Consider the following 15288-nt stretch of genomic DNA (forward strand, 5'->3'; position numbering starts at 1 on the left):
GGACACTGACTTGCTATGCTATCGTTCTTTCCAGCCTTTAAGCCGTTCACCTAATCCTCGTCCGATTTTTTCCGGGTATAGATGCGGATCGGTGTGCCTTCAAAATCAAAGGCTGCGCGGATTTTATTCTCCAAATAACGCTGATACGAGAAATGCATCAACTCAGGATCGTTGGCAAACAACACGACCGTTGGCGGCTTCACGGCAACCTGTGTCGCATAGTTGATCCTGAGGCGTCTTCCTTTGTCCGATGGCGGCGGATTCAGTGCAATCGCATCCGAAACAACGTCGTTAAGCAGATGCGTTTGAATCCGCAGCGTATGCTGCTCTGACACATGATTAACGACTGGAAGAAGCTTATGCAAGCGCTGCTTGGTTTTAGCCGATAGGTACACGACCGGAGCGTAGGTCATGAACAGGAAATGATCGCGCATTTGCTGCGTGAACTGCTGCATGGTTTTGTCATCCTTCTCGATGACATCCCATTTGTTTACAACAAATATAGACGCTTTCCCGGCTTCATGCGCATACCCGGCAATATGCTTATCCTGCTCGATGATGCCTTCCTCGCCGTTGATGAGAATCAATGCAACATCAGCGCGTTCAATAGCCTTCAAGGCACGCATGACGCTATATTTTTCCGTCGTCTCGTATACCTTGCCGCGCTTGCGCATACCTGCCGTATCAATCAGGACATACTTCTGGCCGTCACGTTCGAATGGGGTATCGATCGCATCTCGCGTCGTACCTGCCACATCGCTGACGATCACTCTCTCTTCACCAAGAAGCGCATTGACCAGCGATGATTTCCCGACATTCGGCCGTCCGATCAACGCAACCCGAATGACGTCATCCTCATAATGCTCCTCCTCGATTTCTGGTAATCGCGCAACTGCTGCATCGAGCAAATCACCGATTCCCATACCGTGCGAGCCGGAAATCGGAATCGGATCACCGAATCCAAGGCTATAGAACTCGTAAATATCGTCATGCCGATTTAAATTATCGACTTTATTGACAGCTACGACAATCGGTTTACGTGATCGCAGCAGCATCTGTGCGACCTCGTCGTCCGCATGGGTCAACCCGGCTTTGGCATCTACCATGAAAATGATGACATCCGCTTCTTCAACAGCCAGCTCCGCTTGCATGCGGACTGACTTCATGATCTCATCTTCCCCATCAATTTCAATGCCCCCGGTATCCACAATACTGAAGGCTCTGCCATTCCATTCTCCGGTACCGTAAATACGATCCCGTGTGATGCCGGGCTTGTCCTCCACAATCGCTAACCGATCACCGATCACACGGTTAAAGATCGTAGATTTCCCCACATTCGGCCGCCCTACTATGGCGATAATGGGTCTAGACATCGACTTCACTCCTCAAGCGTAAACGTAATCGTATCATAAAGCCTTGCTCCACAAAGGAATCGTAAACCATCCCTTACTTATGCATGACTAACGGTAACGAACGTTTATCAAATTACTCACGCCTACCATCATAGCAAAAAACAGCGGCCTTGGCTAACATTTCATTCCTGCTTATGATCGACCAAAATAAACGTTCCATTCTTTAAATCATGCGTGCTGGCATCTAATATTTTTTCCAACAAAAAAGCGGTCGATTCGCGTTTATTTGCATCCGCTTCCACAAAGATTGGGGCACTTCCGGCTACGGAATCCCCTTCTGTTGTGACAATAGCCACGATTCTAGCCATTTTGTCCCTCCTTCCCTTGGTTCACGCTTGCTTCCGTTGGCATACGAACAGCCGACTCTAGGATGGGGACCCGCTCTACAACTGCTCTAGCCTTTTCTTCATCCTGCTCCTGCGGAATTAGAAATATCGCTAACCGGCCATCGTTCATATCCAGCTTGGCCATCGGAACCAATGCCGGCTCTCCGTCATCGCGATATACCCCCAGAATCGTAGACAAATCATAGAGGAGCGCTTGCCGCTGTCCCAGATTGCTCAGGGTCGCTTTTCCGTTCGCGTTAAAGGGGGTCAGCACTAAACCGATTCCCCGTTTGGCAATCAGAGCCTGATTGGATGACAGCCCCACGTTCATGATATAGACGTCATCCACAAGCAAATCCGGCCCGTCAATCCGAACTGGAGCTATATCCACCCGGGCGATATGGGAGATGGTCTTCCCCGATTTTAAGGCTCTTACGATAAATAGCGACAGCACCCCTGCCGCCACACCGTAAAGTACGCCAAGCGATATGGAGGCAAGGCTGGTAAGCAAGGCGGATAGAATAACCAAGTAGTTGCGGCCCTCGAATACCATCGCAATTCCTTCAATATAGGTCGCTCCCCGCGGAACCAGCTCCTGACTATCAATTTTCGACAGCGTTTCCCGCTCCATCTTACGAACATCCCGGAATTGCTGCGCGGCCAGCGTGAGGAAAGTAATAGCCGTGTAGTCCTTCTTATATAATGCCGGAACGGCGACTGCACCCAGTGCAGCGGCGATGACACCGAGTGAAATATGAATGATCCGCCCATGAGGATAGGTCGGATACTGCCGATAATCCGTCCTCAGCATGAGCAGCCGTGCACAGGTTCCGAAAGCAAGTCCGAGCAATATGCCGTATAGCACATGGTGTGGTTGACCCGATTTAAGCTGCTCCCACATGGATTATGAGCTCCCTCCCCGCTGCCGCCGCCAATGACCTTCAGCGATCCGGCCTCCCAAATAACGCAATCCGACTTTCACATTCCAAGCGATGCGAGCGACGACGAGCCCAATGGCTGCGCCATCCCACCACGCGGGATTTCCGATCATGATGGAGGTATGTCGTACAACTATGCCGCTGAATACGGCTATTGTCGCGGCAAAAATCACAATGGCATAGTGGTAACGAAACCGATCGGTTAGAAGACCCGCCAGCAAACCCGCTACAAGCGGGCCGTCCCAGCCCGGATTCACTAAGATGAAGACTGGATCGGATACGTACATATATCGAATCCAGAGCCATACGGAGCCAGCCAGCATCGCACATAGGATAACGAATACCGTCTGCATGGCGTTCCGGACCGCCGCGACCCCAACGAAGCCAGCGGCAAACGCCCATACCGCACTTCCCCGCAAGGCGATATCGAAGCCAATCGGGATGTTTACTGGATGAAGCAGAGAAGCTCCTAATAAGTAAATCAGGATAGACGAGCCCGTGATACGGCCAGCCACTTGGCGCTGCCATCCTGTCCAGTACAGAATGAGTCCGATAGACAGCAGCCATATTGCGGTATAACCCTCGTTCATTATGCATATCACCTCTCGATTTACCTATTATGCGCTTCATCCCCTCCTCCTAATCGATAAAAACAAGAAGAAACGAATCGCACCGCTTTTTGGCGCCCAAATTCGTTTCTTCCCCTTGTGTGTATCGAAATTCTTCTGTAGAACCGTTCCTTCTATAAAAGATAAAAAAGCCGCCCCTGCGGCAGAAGACTGCTGCAGGGGCGGCTCATAACCGCTTAGACGGTTCGATTTATTTCAATTTGCTGAGTTTGTCTCCGAAACGTTCAGCAAGCGTAAAGCTCATGCCTTCGTTGCTCAGGCTTACATTCGGGTTGTCGATTTTCTCAATTTTTGGTCCACGGTCGCGGTCACGATCGCCGCGCGGAGCTCTTTCGGCTCTTGGCGCTTGCTCTGGCGCTTCTTCCGTTTCTTTGATGCTCAAGCTAACACGCTTCTCGGCTGGGTTGAAGTCAAGAACCTTCGCTTTCACTTCTTGGCCTTCGGTAACGACCTCATGCGGGGTTGCCACATGGCGGTGCGCCAGTTGAGAGATGTGAACCAAGCCTTCTACACCCGGTGCGATTTCGACGAATGCGCCGAATGTTACGATACGGCGAACCGTACCCGTTACGATATCTCCGGTATTGAACTTGTCGCTTGCTGTTTCCCATGGGCCTGGCTCAGCTGCTTTCATGCTGAGGCTGATTTTGCCCAAAGAAGGATCAACCTTCAACACTTTTACGCGAACCGCTTGACCTTCGGAAACGATGTCCTTCGGATGCGCAACATGCTGCCATGAAAGCTCGGAAACGTGCACAAGGCCGTCGATTCCGCCGATATCAACGAATGCGCCGAATGGCGTCAGACGTTGTACAGTGCCTTCCAGCTCTTGACCTACTTGCAGGTCACTCATGATTTTTTGTTTGTTTTGCTCGAATTCGGCATCGAGTACTTCTTTTTGGGAGAGAATCACTTTATTGTTCTCGCGGTCGATTTCTTTCACTTTTACGCGGAGCGTACGCCCTTTGTAATCGCTGAAATCTTCTACGAAATGACGCTCAACCATGGATGCAGGAATGAAACCACGAACGCCGATGTCCGCGACGAGTCCACCTTTTACGACGTCGGCAACAGTGACTTCGAATACTTCGCCGTTGTCAAAACGTGCTTGAAGTTCATCCCAAGCGCGTTCTCCGTCGATTTGACGTTTGGAAAGAACAAGCTTTTCCTTCTCGTCATCAATACTTACTACTTTAAGCTCGACTTCTTGGCCGACTTCAACAGCCTCAGCTGCGTTATCAAGCTGTATCGAGGATAGTTCGCGAAGCGGAATGACGCCGTCATATTTATATCCAAGGCTAACGAACACTTGGTTATCTTCAATCTTGACGATCGTACCTTTTACCGTGTCGCCCTTCTTAACGGACACGAAATTATCCATTGCTTCTTGGCTGATCGTTTCCGCTGGTGCGGATTCTTGCACATTTGTTTCTTCTGACATTTGAAATACCTCCTCAATTCATACCCCAACTTTATTTAAACGTACGCTCACAAACTTGAATCAGCTCTGCTTCACGCACCGTCTAAAACAATAAAAGATTAACCTTTGCGAACCATTTCGCGAATATTCTCCATAATGGCATCTGTTACTCGATCCAGCACGTCGGAAGAAGAATCTTGTATGAAGGCTGTCAAATCGATCGGCTGACCGTAACGGATTTTCATTTTGCTGAATATGCGGTAATTTCCGATAATGGCTACCGGAATCACGGTCGCTTGGCTGCGCATGGCAATCATGGCCGCGCCCTTCTTGCCCATGCCGCTTGCCGACGCATTGCGTGTGCCTTCGGGAAAGATCCCCATCACGCCGCCCTCTTGCAGCAGAGCAATCGCAGAGCGAATCGCTTCCTTGCTTACGCCACCCCGCTTAACGGGAAAAGCGCCGAGTTCGCGGATGAACGAACCGAATAGCGGCACGTTGAACAGCTCCGCCTTCGCCATGTAATGAACCTTGCGGCTTACTTTGGTCCCGACTGTCGTAGGATCAAGCAGGCTAATGTGGTTCGAGCAGAGCACGACCGGCCCTGTTGCCGGAATATTCTCAAGCCCGCTAGCTTCAAACCGGAACAGCACGGCATAGATGAAACGGAGTAGGCTGCGGCAGATGCTGTATAACATAGTTTACTTCGCCTCCGCCGTTTTGGTTCGGCTCAAGTCTATAATAACTTCTACGACTTGGTCGATTGTCATTTCCGTACTGTCCACGACGACCGCGTCCTTCGCGCGAACAAGAGGGGCGTGTACCCGTTGTTCATCGCTTCGGTCACGTTCGGCGATTTCTTGCTCCAGCTGCATAAGCGGTACCTGCTGGTCACCTTTGAGTTCCTGAAACCTTCTCAATGCCCGGGTTTTAACACTTGCGGTAAGAAAAACTTTTAACTCCGCATCCGGAAGCACATGCGTGCCGATGTCCCGGCCGTCCATGACTATTCCTTTGGCGGAAGCTAGCTTACGCTGCAAATCTACAAGCTTCGCACGAACCACCTCATGGGAGGCAACCTGCGACACACGGAGTGTAACCTCGCGAGTTCGAATCTCATCGGTCACATCCTCGCCGTTTAACAGCACGGTTTGGCCATTCACGCCCGGCTCCAGCCGGATATCCAGTCCCGAGATAAGCGTTCCCAGCCTGTCCGGTTCATCCGGATTGACACCCGACCGATTAGCGGCAAGCGTTACTGCACGATACATCGCGCCGGTATCAATGTAAATATAGCCTAGTTGCTCGGCGACTTTGCGGGCAACCGTACTCTTACCTGCACCAGCAGGTCCGTCGATCGCCACGTTCATACGCACGCTGCAAAGTCTCTCATCCTTGCTCAACGATGTGCGACCTCCTCGAAAGCCTATAACGGCTGTGAGCCTCTTCCCTTAGAGAGACAGGCTCCTAAGCATCAAGAAAAAAGCAGGCTCTGCCTGCGGTTGTGAAAATTATACCACACTAGATAGGGAAGTGCAAAGAACGCGAACCTACTGGAAGGGGGTTCCTTCAAGCCGGTCCACGCCCGTTACCCACCTTCTAATCACCCCGGATTGCATGGCCAGCTGACTGATAACGACAGCAATCAACAGCGTTATGACAATTTTTTTCAATATTTGGGTTACATCGTCCGACAATTTCGTAAGCCGCTTGGATTGTTGGTCCAGCTGGCGCCTTTTGAGCGGCTTCAGGCGATTAACGTTCATCCCTAACTCCCCCCCATTTCTATGGTTTGGGGATAGTTTTTCCATGAAACGTATCCTTATTCGTTCCAAAAGGCCTTACTTATGTATTCGGTTATCTTTTTCGAACGTCCAGCTGGCGTTCAAAACAGTAGCGGATGATTTTTTGCCGCTCCCCGTCGGTAATGCTTGCATACTTTGCCATCACTTGATTACGCCCGGTCTCCATCTTCTTGACCCGGACGACCTCCGCTTTGAACTGGGCATGCTCGATCGAGCCATTCCGGTAAGGAACCAGCAACCAGCATTCCAGCTCGGTTCCCGACTTAATCGGCCACTTCCCGTCGCACAGAAAGGAGATGCCTCCGCCTCCGACATCGTCGGTTATACCAACAAATCGTACATGCGCGGATAGCTTAATCGCGATCTCAAGCTCTGATCCCACACGCAGAAAGTGCCGGCGTTGAACCTTCGTAATCGATTCCGGATCCGGCTTCTGAATGCGAACGAGCCGGACAACATCCTCTTTCAGGCCCAGTACATGCGAATTAAAGTAGTGCTTTACGCCGTCGCTGGATAAATAATACGCAGATAGCTCATCCCCGAGAAACAGACGTTTGTACCGTCCCGTCCCTTCCAGCACAGGGATTTCGATCAGCAGCTCATTATCATTCTCATCTGCAATTCTGGATTTATACTCCACTGCGGCTTCCTCTTCATCGGATGAAGCCACCTGCAGGAATAGAAATTGGTTAACTTTCGGCAGCATGGTCTCGTCCCTCCCAATTCTAGATTATAGCATAGGATGTCGAAATATGGGGAAGACGGTTTGAAAATGAAAAGAACGTGCGCAAGCGCACGTTCTTCCTGTATCTTAAGTCACTTTGGCAGCTGTTCAATCGTTTCCTCGATACCGGTTTCGGCATTGATATAGATCCTATAGACCCCACCGTTAATCCTGCCGGTAAACTCGTAACAGAGCACTTCTTCGCCAGAATCATTCATGATCATGGCTAGATTCTCTGATTGACGCTTCAAGTCTGGATTGAGAAGCTTACGGGCTTCGGTCGATGACAGCTTCGGTTTGGGAATTTTACGGCTATGGTGCTCGTACATATAATCCGCCGCCTGCAGACCGACAGCCTCTCCATTATCCATGGCGACCTTGACCGTTAATTTCTCCGGATAGAGCAGGACACCATCCTGCTGTGCGATACATGTGAATGTTGCGACCTTATCATATTCGTCATACATGATCGGCTTCATGCCATCGTAGCCGTGACGCGACAGAAATTCCAAGGCTTTGGTTTGAGCCTCCTTGACGCTCACCTTCTTCTGTCCAACGTCCCGCGGATCCATGTAATAGATCAATTGTCCACCCTTCTGGGTGAAATCCATTTGGATGGTACGTTTTGTCTTCGGCTGCTTCACGGTCGCGGAATAGGATGAAAACTCCGTGCCTTTTCCATTCTCAACGACACGTATCGCTTTCATGTCATGCGTATCGGTAAATTTTGCCGCCAGCTTCTTAATATCCTCCGGCGTTTTTTTCTCACCGCCCAGCATTTGCATCGTGCGCTTCTGATACATGCTCGAGACGGAAGGCCCCCAATTGATCTCCGGATATTCACTTACTTGCTTATCCACTGTTTTGAAGCCGTCGATAATGCTGTTGTCCCGGTTGGAATTCTCCGATGCAAGCGCAAGCTCCACATCCATCCAACGTAAATTGCTGGCTAGCACGGTACTCTGCACGCCCTGCAGTTCCTTCGATATTTGCTCGGAATTCGCATAGAGCGTCTTCAGCGTCTTATATTCATCTGACGAAAGCGGCTGTTTGGTCAAGTCGCGTACCGATGTTTTATAAGCGAAGTTTGCAATCTTGGACAGAAACTCTTCCGTTTTGTTGAACGGAAGCAGCGTGAGCGGCAGCTGATTGATTTCATTCTGAGCCTCACTCGTAAGGCGCCACACATTCACAAGTCCTTTGCGCTGATACCCCTGCGAGGACGAATGGACCGCAAGCGTGTTGCCAAGCTCGCGGTGCACCTGCTGGACATGGTAGGTCAAGTCATGGAATGCGCGCTGATATTGGTTCTCCGCTTTGATCAAGATGGAGTTCTTCTCCTGATGTTCTTGATATCCCCAATAAATGGATCCAATAAAAAACAGCGACATGACGGGAAACAGCACCGCGCTTAATCGTTGGTACATAAGACAAAAGCTCCTTTCTTGTGCAAAACCTGGTGTTAGTTTGGTTTGCCAAAAGGAGCTTTATGCATGTTTTTTGTTTTTTGGGTGAATCCTGCGCCGGGAAACTACAAAGCAAGCTCTTCGATTTCGAAATCCAAGGCGTTATTACAGATGCACTGCTTGAAGCCCGTATCGATTTGATCCTTTTCCCGGCGTCCGCGCAGTACAAATTTCTCGCCGCACGATCTGCACCGTATCGCTACTTTTACACGTGCCGAACTCATCGTTTCCTCCTCATCCATGCGTCAAGCCGCTTAATTGGATAACTCGTCTTCCTTATTATGGACGGTAACGCTATAACTTAACCTCTTCCTCCCGCCCTAAGAGCCGGAATGGCGATCTCGCATTGGCCCGGTTCATTTTGCGCAGTCCCTTGATCCATAAATACACCATGAGCGGCACGATGAACCAGATCCAATAGACAGTACCTGATCCCATGATCCAATCATACACGCCGTGCTCGACCACCGGAATCAAGAACGAAGCAAGAAGAAGCTTGCGGCTTCGGGAGCCGCTTGCGAATTTGGCTTTGCCAAAATAATAGCCCATCGTTACACCGAACAAGGCATGACCGGATACCGGGAGCAGAGCCCTGATGAGCAGTGGAGCGAATGAGGTTGGCTGATAAACGGCATACAGCACGTTCTCGACGGTCGCAAAGCCCAGCGATACGGCTACCGCATAGACAATGCCGTCATAGGGCTCGTCAAATTCCGTGTGATTGTAGATAATATGATACAAGACGAACCACTTGACCAGCTCCTCGACACCTGCCGATACGATAAAAGCAGATACGAATGGATTGTCCCCCCACCACAAGATGAGGCCTCGTTGGATGACCATAATCGGCAGAACGATAAGGAAGCCGAGGAAAAATACTTTCATTACCATATGGACGGGCTCTGCATCGTACCGGTCTTTTAAGTAGAAATATGTGAGCAGCGCTACGCCCGGAGCAATTGCCGCTGTCAATATGGATAAAACCAGCATCATCCCTGTTCGTCACCTCCCCCGTTACGGTCGCTTCCGCGATATATTGTTTAAACGCTGCCCCCACTAACGACTCGGGTGCAGCATTCTTTGTTCTTCCTCGAAGATTGTTCCACAAGCTATACCCAGCCTCTTAATCGGACGGCTTCCGCCATCTTCCGAACACCAACCATGTATGCAGCCAGCCGCATGTCTACATTCCGGGCTTGATGAAGCTCGTAAACTTGGTTAAAGCCGCGTACCATCATTTCACGAAGCTTGGCATCCACTTCCGCCTCGGACCAATAGTAGCCTTGGTTATTCTGGACCCATTCGAAGTATGAGACAATGACGCCTCCCCCGCTTGCAAGTACGTCCGGAACCAATAAAATGCCTCGATCCGTTACCATGCGAGTCGCTTCGAGCGTAGTCGGTCCATTGGCAGCCTCCACAATGATTCGGGCACGAATGTCGTTTGCATTAAGAGCTGTAATTTGGTTCTCAATGGCTGCTGGAACAAGTACGTCGCAATCGAGTTTAAGCAGCTCCTCATTCGTGATGGTCTCGCGGAATAAGTTCGTTACCATTCCGAACGAATCACGACGTTCGAGCAAATCTTCAATATTGAGCCCACTTTCATTATACAATGCTCCGTGCACATCCGAAATAGCAATAACTTTGGCACCGGCCTCATACATGAATTTGGCCAGGTAGCTGCCTGCGTTTCCGAAGCCTTGGATGACAACCCGTGCTTCATGAAGAGGGATTCCCTTCTTCTTCATGGCCTCGTGAATCATGATGGCCACACCCCGCGCCGTCGCTGTTTCTCTCCCCTGCGAACCGCCTAGGACAATCGGCTTGCCGGTAATAAATCCTGGTGAGTCAAACTCGCGTATGCGGCTGTATTCGTCCATCATCCACGCCATGATTTGGGAGTTTGTCATGACGTCAGGGGCTGGAATATCCTTGGTCGGACCTACGATCTGGCTTATTGCACGCACATAGCCGCGGCTAAGTCTCTCCAGCTCGCGGAATGACATCTTGCGGGGATCGCAAACAATGCCGCCTTTGCCTCCGCCGTAAGGAAGATCCGCTATCCCGCATTTGAGACTCATCCAAATCGACAGCGCTTTGACTTCCTGTTCATTGACATCGGGATGAAAGCGGACGCCACCCTTGGTCGGTCCGACCGCATCATTATGCTGAGCCCGGTATCCGAGAAAAACACGCGTCTTCCCGTCGTCCATCCGAACCGGAATGCGAACCGTCAGCAGGCGCATGGGCTCCTTCAACAGTTCAATCATATCTTCGCCGTATCCCAGCTTGCCCAGCGCTTCCTCAATGACAATCTGCGTCTGCTTCAGAACATTGCTTGAATCTATGCTGCTCATCAGAACCGTCACCACCTTTTCAATGACTAATATGGGCGGGAAACTGGCGGGATATGCGAAAAGCGACAGCGCTCGCCCAACGGCCGCTTAACGGATATTTATACGCACAATAAAAGAGCATCCCGCGCACGGTAGTACCGCAGCTGATGCTCTCACAATTCAAGCAGTTAAAAATGAGTGCAAATTTCCAAGACGGCTTTGGCAGGCATAATGACTTTACCGTATTCGTCCAATACAGCTGTTGTTACGGATGCCGCTTCACCGTATTCGGCGAGTAGGGCGATAATAGCATGGTACCGGGCAAGTTCCAAACCAACCGGTTCGAAAGCGAGCATATACTTACCGTTATATGCGTACAGACGTCCGTCTTCCGTAAGATCGGCTGCATGCAGCTGCTTACATGCGGAGATGACGTCTTCAATGTCCCGGAATGCATACAACACGACGTCGCTTTGTTCGAGCGTGACCTCAAGCTCGTACTCGTCCTCGTCCTGCTCTTCTTCCTGAAGTCCATCTTCGGACTTACCGTGCACTTTGCCCCGCGTTACAATGACGACCATTCCTTGTGCAGGAAGAGCGAACACTTCAACGGCAAGCGGGCCGCTTGCATCAAACCCGAGTTCCGTATAGGCTTGATCCATCATCTCGCTGAACAACTCATGCACCTTCGGAATTTCGCGCCACATGTCTTCCTTCTGGATCCCACGCTCCAGCAAGTCGTCGAACGTCAGAAAAATTCGTATTTTGTCTTGATTGAGTCGTTCGATTTTCATGATAGGATCCCCCTTTTCGAAAGTATCTGCTTCGTGTTTACGGAGCAAAACAGACTTCGAAAGCGCAAGTAACGCGGCAGTTTCTGTTATAAACAGCGTATGAAGCAGAAAGCGATGTGTGCTTAAATCGTGCTATGTAACCATGTTATCATTTATGTCCTTGGAATGCACTAGATCGTTAAAAAAAGAATCGCTCCAGCTGTCCATTTTTATTCGTACATGGACAGCTGGGCGATCTTCTTTTTATCAGTTTAATGCGATGGGTTTTGTGCTGCGATTTGCTCGGCTTCCCGCTTTACTTCAGGATCGCTGTTCATTATCATTTCAATTTGTCCCCAGGCCTCTGAATTCCTGCCTCTGGAAGCGCTGGAATGCTTCGGAGCAGTCACCGTTGTTTCGGGGCCAAATTTTTGTTTCATGACCGCATTGATCGCTCTGCCTTTCATGCCCGAGACGGCCTCGCCCGCGGCTGTTCCCGCCCATGCGACCCACCCTGGCCTTTTCTTAGACATGTAAGCGACTGCCGCCATACCCGCTATACCGCCAATAATAAACCCGCTCCATTTCATCGGTATTCCTCCTTGTTCATGTGTAGAGTTATTCACCCTCGTGTTATCCCGCGCCATTACGGGTAACAGATAGAATAACGCTTGATGATTTGATCCGTAGTTAGTTTGACCTTGCCCGAACCGGGTCATCCCTCTCCAAAAGAAGGAAGTCCGTTTTATGCTGCGGCCTGCGGTTGCGGTCTATGCTACAATGGAGAGAAAACTTCTAATAGGATCCAAGTAAGGCACAGGAGGATGGATAGATGCGCAGACAGCATATTACACAAACCTTGATCGTTTCCGCTCTTGCTGCCGGCTTGCTGGCAGGATGCGGAGCAAAGGAGAATGAACCGATCCCAAGCAATACGGAGACCCAGGCCAAGCCGCCTGTTGAGGACTTGAACCAGAACGATCATTCAGGCGCAAACGCACCTGTCGATAAGCCGGATTCCACCTCCCCGCCAGCCGGAGGGTCTGCGGGTACTGCCAATCCCGGACAGTCCCATCCGGATTCGGAGCAAAAGCCCGAAGCGGATGCGGAGACGAAGAAGCTGTATACCATGAACAAGGCCTACCGGTTTGTTCCGATCGATCCATCGACTACAACCGACAAAGTTGTCCTGCTGACCTTCGACGATGGTCCCAAGGAAGACGAGATGCTCACATCCATGCTCGACACCTTAGATAAACACAAAGCAAAGGCCATTTTCTTCGTGAATGGTTACCGCGTGAAGAAGCATCCGGAGCTGCTCACTAAAATTGCCGATCGCGGGCAAACAATCGGCAATCACTCGTGGGACCATATTGATCTGAAGAAAGAGACAGCGGCTTCGGCAGCGAAACAGATCGGCGACGTTCAACAAATTGTGAAAGACACGATTGGCAAGTCCCCTGTATTCTTTCGCCCGCCCTTCGGTTCTGGCGGCGATCAAGTAAAGAAAATAGTAAAAAACCATGGCATGCTGTTCATGACATGGTCCAATGGATCCTTGGATTGGGATAAAAGCACGAAAGACAAGCCGGACAAAGTGATCGAGAACGTGTTGGAGCAACTGCATCCCGGCGCCAATATTCTGATGCATGAATTGCCTTGGACCGCCGAAGCGCTGGATACCTTGCTCACCAAGCTGGAACAGAAAGGATACGGCTTCATCGATCCTGCTTCTATTGAGCTTAGTCCGCAGCCGGACACTGCAAAGTAAAGAGATGATACTCGGCGGGCGCATTATATCGCAGCGGTATCCTCGAGGTACCAAAGCCGCAGCTAACGAACAACCGGGAGGCCGATGCCGACCCGGTTGTTTCGGTATTGCCCACCGAAAACCAGCCTCTGCTGTACGCGGACCTTAGAATCGAACCAAGCATGGGCAGCGATATTTGGCCGCCATGCGTATGGCCGGAGAAGACGAGATCTACCCGATCGCAGGACTGCAGCTTATCGACGAGGATGGGATCATGCGCAAGCAGCATGGTGAATGTCCCTTCATCGTCCCTGGCTTCACGCAGCGCCATCTCCAAACGGTCTCTCCCCGTTCGAGGATCATCGACGCCAATCAAGCGGATGCGGCTGCCATCCCCCTGCTCCAGAATGACAGACTCATTGACGAGCACCCGTACCCCCTCATCCCTTAACATGACGTCGAATGCCCGTATGTCCTCATCATAATCATGATTGCCGTATACCATATAAATCGGGGCGATCGTACTGAGCTTGCGTATATTATCCCGGCTGCGCTGGAGCGGCACGCCCTTCTCGCGCAGGTCGCCGCCAATGAATACGAGCTCAGCCCCTCCGGCCTCCTTGCAGCGTTGGATGACCTTATCGGGAATGACGCGGCGATGTATGTCCGACAGAAAGAGGATTTTCGTTCCGTCGAATGAAGCCGGAAGCTGGCTCACCGATATGCTTTGCCGGTCTAATTTGTACCGGTAGGACGCGCTTATCATGAACAGAATAATACCAACGGCAAGGACGACGACTATTATTAAGGCGACCGCTATCTCATAACCCATACATCTTCTTCCCCCACATCAGCAATCCGATCACAAGCATTAAATAAATAACGATTTGAGCCCGATATAACCATTGCGTCATTTGCTTCTTATTTGACGGATGTTTGATACGCCTTGACGGCAGTTCGCCGTCCGACAAGCCATTGCGGGAATCCAATTTAGTTTGATCTCTCGGTGCTGCCGTAGCGCGGCGGCTGCCGAATTTCTCCATCCTGCTCATGTTTCCCTCCGGTAACGGATAACAAAACCCATAATCATATCGACCAGAAAATGCGCGATGATCGGCGCCCAGAGCGTACCGGTCTGCTCATAGATCCAGCCTAAGCCGTAGCTGATCGAGAATACGAGTCCTGTCGGTATCCAATGCTTGAGATAACGGACATGAATGACAGCAAAAATAATACTCGTCCAATAGGGACCGAACGAATGCTGAATGCCGCCGCGGAACAACGTTTCTTCACATACGGAGACAATGAAAGACAATAAAATAATGTGCCACCAAGCTCGATTCTTGAAAATCCGGTCATTAATGCCTCCGTCATCCCCAACTTCCTCGGGTACGAAACGCGACACAAGGACGTCAACCGCGATCACAAGGGCCCCAAGACCTAACCCCCACAAGATATATGTCGAATTCTGCGGTAAAGTAAATAATAAAAATGGATTCCGATGCTGAAATAATATCCATATGAAACCGATAATAAAAGTAATCGCTTGTGTCGCATACAAATTAATAAGCAGCATACGGTCGTCGAGCTCATCGATTGTCACCTTACGAAGCTTGAATTTGCTCATGTCGAATTTTTTCATACTTTACCGCCATTCGTGAAGGTTAATATTTTCTTTTAAACCAATTTAACCTATACTTATAGGA

General features: G+C 50.4%; 19 protein-coding genes. 1 reads left to right on the forward strand and 18 read right to left on the reverse strand.

Annotation, left to right across the window (positions count from 1 at the left end):
- Positions 1-50: 50 nt before the first annotated feature.
- The 15 genes from der to NNL21_RS05020 all read right to left on the reverse strand — a co-directional run bounded on the left by der (position 51) and on the right by NNL21_RS05020 (position 12422).
- On the reverse strand, positions 51-1373 hold the full coding sequence (gene der, locus NNL21_RS04950; RefSeq protein ID WP_204816311.1) for a ribosome biogenesis GTPase Der: 1323 nt from the start codon (positions 1371-1373) through the stop codon (positions 51-53).
- 161 nt (positions 1374-1534) lie between these two features.
- Positions 1535-1720 (reverse strand): capping complex subunit for YIEGIA, encoded by a 186-nt coding sequence (locus NNL21_RS04955; RefSeq protein WP_204816312.1) that lies wholly within the window; start codon positions 1718-1720, stop codon positions 1535-1537.
- Complete coding sequence (locus tag NNL21_RS04960) at positions 1713-2639, reverse strand: YIEGIA family protein (protein WP_204816313.1); 927 nt, start codon at positions 2637-2639, stop codon at positions 1713-1715. Before NNL21_RS04960 ends, NNL21_RS04955 begins: the two co-directional genes overlap by 8 nt.
- 3 nt (positions 2640-2642) lie before the next feature.
- Entirely contained in the window at positions 2643-3266 is a 624-nt protein-coding gene (locus NNL21_RS04965) for a YphA family membrane protein (RefSeq protein ID WP_204816314.1), read from the reverse strand.
- A 229-nt stretch (positions 3267-3495) separates the two neighbouring features.
- Entirely contained in the window at positions 3496-4746 is a 1251-nt protein-coding gene (gene rpsA, locus NNL21_RS04970) for a 30S ribosomal protein S1 (RefSeq protein ID WP_204816315.1), read from the reverse strand.
- A gap of 98 nt (positions 4747-4844) precedes the next feature.
- Entirely contained in the window at positions 4845-5423 is a 579-nt protein-coding gene (locus tag NNL21_RS04975) for a lysophospholipid acyltransferase family protein (protein ID WP_204816316.1), read from the reverse strand.
- 3 nt (positions 5424-5426) lie between these two features.
- Complete coding sequence (gene cmk, locus NNL21_RS04980) at positions 5427-6095, reverse strand: (d)CMP kinase (protein WP_204816774.1); 669 nt, start codon at positions 6093-6095, stop codon at positions 5427-5429.
- A 180-nt stretch (positions 6096-6275) separates the two neighbouring features.
- Complete coding sequence (locus NNL21_RS04985; protein WP_204816317.1) at positions 6276-6491, reverse strand: hypothetical protein; 216 nt, start codon at positions 6489-6491, stop codon at positions 6276-6278.
- Between the two features lie 91 nt (positions 6492-6582).
- Positions 6583-7236, reverse strand: a complete 654-nt coding sequence (locus tag NNL21_RS04990; protein WP_204816318.1) for a flagellar brake protein — start codon at positions 7234-7236, stop codon at positions 6583-6585.
- 110 nt (positions 7237-7346) lie between these two features.
- Entirely contained in the window at positions 7347-8681 is a 1335-nt protein-coding gene (gene ypeB / locus NNL21_RS04995) for a germination protein YpeB (RefSeq protein WP_204816319.1), read from the reverse strand.
- Positions 8682-8785: 104 nt separating this feature from the next.
- A complete protein-coding gene (locus NNL21_RS05000; protein WP_204816320.1) occupies positions 8786-8944 on the reverse strand; it encodes a hypothetical protein in 159 nt (52 codons plus the stop codon).
- A gap of 70 nt (positions 8945-9014) precedes the next feature.
- Positions 9015-9710, reverse strand: coding sequence for a glutamic-type intramembrane protease PrsW (gene prsW / locus NNL21_RS05005; RefSeq protein WP_204816775.1), 696 nt, complete (start codon positions 9708-9710; stop codon positions 9015-9017).
- A gap of 119 nt (positions 9711-9829) precedes the next feature.
- Positions 9830-11080, reverse strand: coding sequence for a Glu/Leu/Phe/Val family dehydrogenase (locus NNL21_RS05010; RefSeq protein WP_204816321.1), 1251 nt, complete (start codon positions 11078-11080; stop codon positions 9830-9832).
- Between the two features lie 167 nt (positions 11081-11247).
- Positions 11248-11853: a genetic competence negative regulator gene (locus NNL21_RS05015; RefSeq protein WP_204816322.1), complete on the reverse strand. Its 606-nt coding sequence runs from the start codon at positions 11851-11853 to the stop codon at positions 11248-11250.
- Positions 11854-12104: 251 nt separating this feature from the next.
- Positions 12105-12422, reverse strand: coding sequence for a hypothetical protein (locus NNL21_RS05020; protein WP_204816323.1), 318 nt, complete (start codon positions 12420-12422; stop codon positions 12105-12107).
- A 242-nt stretch (positions 12423-12664) separates the two neighbouring features.
- On the opposite strand from NNL21_RS05020, the gene NNL21_RS05025 reads away from it, so the two are divergent.
- The gene (locus NNL21_RS05025; protein ID WP_204816324.1) at positions 12665-13603 is read left to right on the forward strand and encodes a polysaccharide deacetylase family protein; all 939 of its coding nucleotides are present in this window, start codon (positions 12665-12667) and stop codon (positions 13601-13603) included.
- Here NNL21_RS05025 and NNL21_RS05030 read toward each other — a convergent pair.
- The 3 genes from NNL21_RS05030 to NNL21_RS05040 are packed head-to-tail and all read right to left on the reverse strand — an operon-like array spanning position 13575 to position 15224.
- The gene (locus tag NNL21_RS05030; protein WP_204816325.1) at positions 13575-14414 is read right to left on the reverse strand and encodes a metallophosphoesterase; all 840 of its coding nucleotides are present in this window, start codon (positions 14412-14414) and stop codon (positions 13575-13577) included. The genes NNL21_RS05025 and NNL21_RS05030 overlap by 29 nt on opposite strands.
- Positions 14404-14634: a hypothetical protein gene (locus tag NNL21_RS05035; protein WP_204816326.1), complete on the reverse strand. Its 231-nt coding sequence runs from the start codon at positions 14632-14634 to the stop codon at positions 14404-14406. Before NNL21_RS05035 ends, NNL21_RS05030 begins: the two co-directional genes overlap by 11 nt.
- Positions 14631-15224 (reverse strand): CPBP family intramembrane glutamic endopeptidase, encoded by a 594-nt coding sequence (locus NNL21_RS05040; RefSeq protein WP_204816327.1) that lies wholly within the window; start codon positions 15222-15224, stop codon positions 14631-14633. Before NNL21_RS05040 ends, NNL21_RS05035 begins: the two co-directional genes overlap by 4 nt.
- Positions 15225-15288 lie beyond the last annotated feature (64 nt).

Origin of the sequence: Paenibacillus mendelii, assembly GCF_024498075.1 — a bacterium.
Classification (GTDB): Bacteria; Bacillota; Bacilli; order Paenibacillales; family Paenibacillaceae; genus Paenibacillus_Z; species Paenibacillus_Z mendelii.

Excerpts from the sequence above, each read along its gene's own strand:
- der (WP_204816311.1), bottom strand. The coding sequence starts at position 1,373 with ATGTCTAGACCCATTATCGCCATAGTAGGGCGGCCGAATGTGGGGAAA.
- NNL21_RS04955 (WP_204816312.1), bottom strand. The coding sequence starts at position 1,720 with ATGGCTAGAATCGTGGCTATTGTCACAACAGAAGGGGATTCCGTAGCC.
- NNL21_RS04960 (WP_204816313.1), bottom strand. The coding sequence starts at position 2,639 with ATGTGGGAGCAGCTTAAATCGGGTCAACCACACCATGTGCTATACGGC.
- NNL21_RS04965 (WP_204816314.1), bottom strand. The coding sequence starts at position 3,266 with ATGAACGAGGGTTATACCGCAATATGGCTGCTGTCTATCGGACTCATT.
- rpsA (WP_204816315.1), bottom strand. The coding sequence starts at position 4,746 with ATGTCAGAAGAAACAAATGTGCAAGAATCCGCACCAGCGGAAACGATC.
- NNL21_RS04975 (WP_204816316.1), bottom strand. The coding sequence starts at position 5,423 with ATGTTATACAGCATCTGCCGCAGCCTACTCCGTTTCATCTATGCCGTG.
- cmk (WP_204816774.1), bottom strand. The coding sequence starts at position 6,095 with ATGAACGTGGCGATCGACGGACCTGCTGGTGCAGGTAAGAGTACGGTT.
- NNL21_RS04985 (WP_204816317.1), bottom strand. The coding sequence starts at position 6,491 with ATGAACGTTAATCGCCTGAAGCCGCTCAAAAGGCGCCAGCTGGACCAA.
- NNL21_RS04990 (WP_204816318.1), bottom strand. The coding sequence starts at position 7,236 with ATGCTGCCGAAAGTTAACCAATTTCTATTCCTGCAGGTGGCTTCATCC.
- ypeB (WP_204816319.1), bottom strand. The coding sequence starts at position 8,681 with ATGTACCAACGATTAAGCGCGGTGCTGTTTCCCGTCATGTCGCTGTTT.
- NNL21_RS05000 (WP_204816320.1), bottom strand. The coding sequence starts at position 8,944 with ATGAGTTCGGCACGTGTAAAAGTAGCGATACGGTGCAGATCGTGCGGC.
- prsW (WP_204816775.1), bottom strand. The coding sequence starts at position 9,710 with ATGCTGGTTTTATCCATATTGACAGCGGCAATTGCTCCGGGCGTAGCG.
- NNL21_RS05010 (WP_204816321.1), bottom strand. The coding sequence starts at position 11,080 with ATGAGCAGCATAGATTCAAGCAATGTTCTGAAGCAGACGCAGATTGTC.
- NNL21_RS05015 (WP_204816322.1), bottom strand. The coding sequence starts at position 11,853 with ATGAAAATCGAACGACTCAATCAAGACAAAATACGAATTTTTCTGACG.
- NNL21_RS05020 (WP_204816323.1), bottom strand. The coding sequence starts at position 12,422 with ATGAAATGGAGCGGGTTTATTATTGGCGGTATAGCGGGTATGGCGGCA.
- NNL21_RS05025 (WP_204816324.1), top strand. The coding sequence starts at position 12,665 with ATGCGCAGACAGCATATTACACAAACCTTGATCGTTTCCGCTCTTGCT.
- NNL21_RS05030 (WP_204816325.1), bottom strand. The coding sequence starts at position 14,414 with ATGGGTTATGAGATAGCGGTCGCCTTAATAATAGTCGTCGTCCTTGCC.
- NNL21_RS05035 (WP_204816326.1), bottom strand. The coding sequence starts at position 14,634 with ATGAGCAGGATGGAGAAATTCGGCAGCCGCCGCGCTACGGCAGCACCG.
- NNL21_RS05040 (WP_204816327.1), bottom strand. The coding sequence starts at position 15,224 with ATGAAAAAATTCGACATGAGCAAATTCAAGCTTCGTAAGGTGACAATC.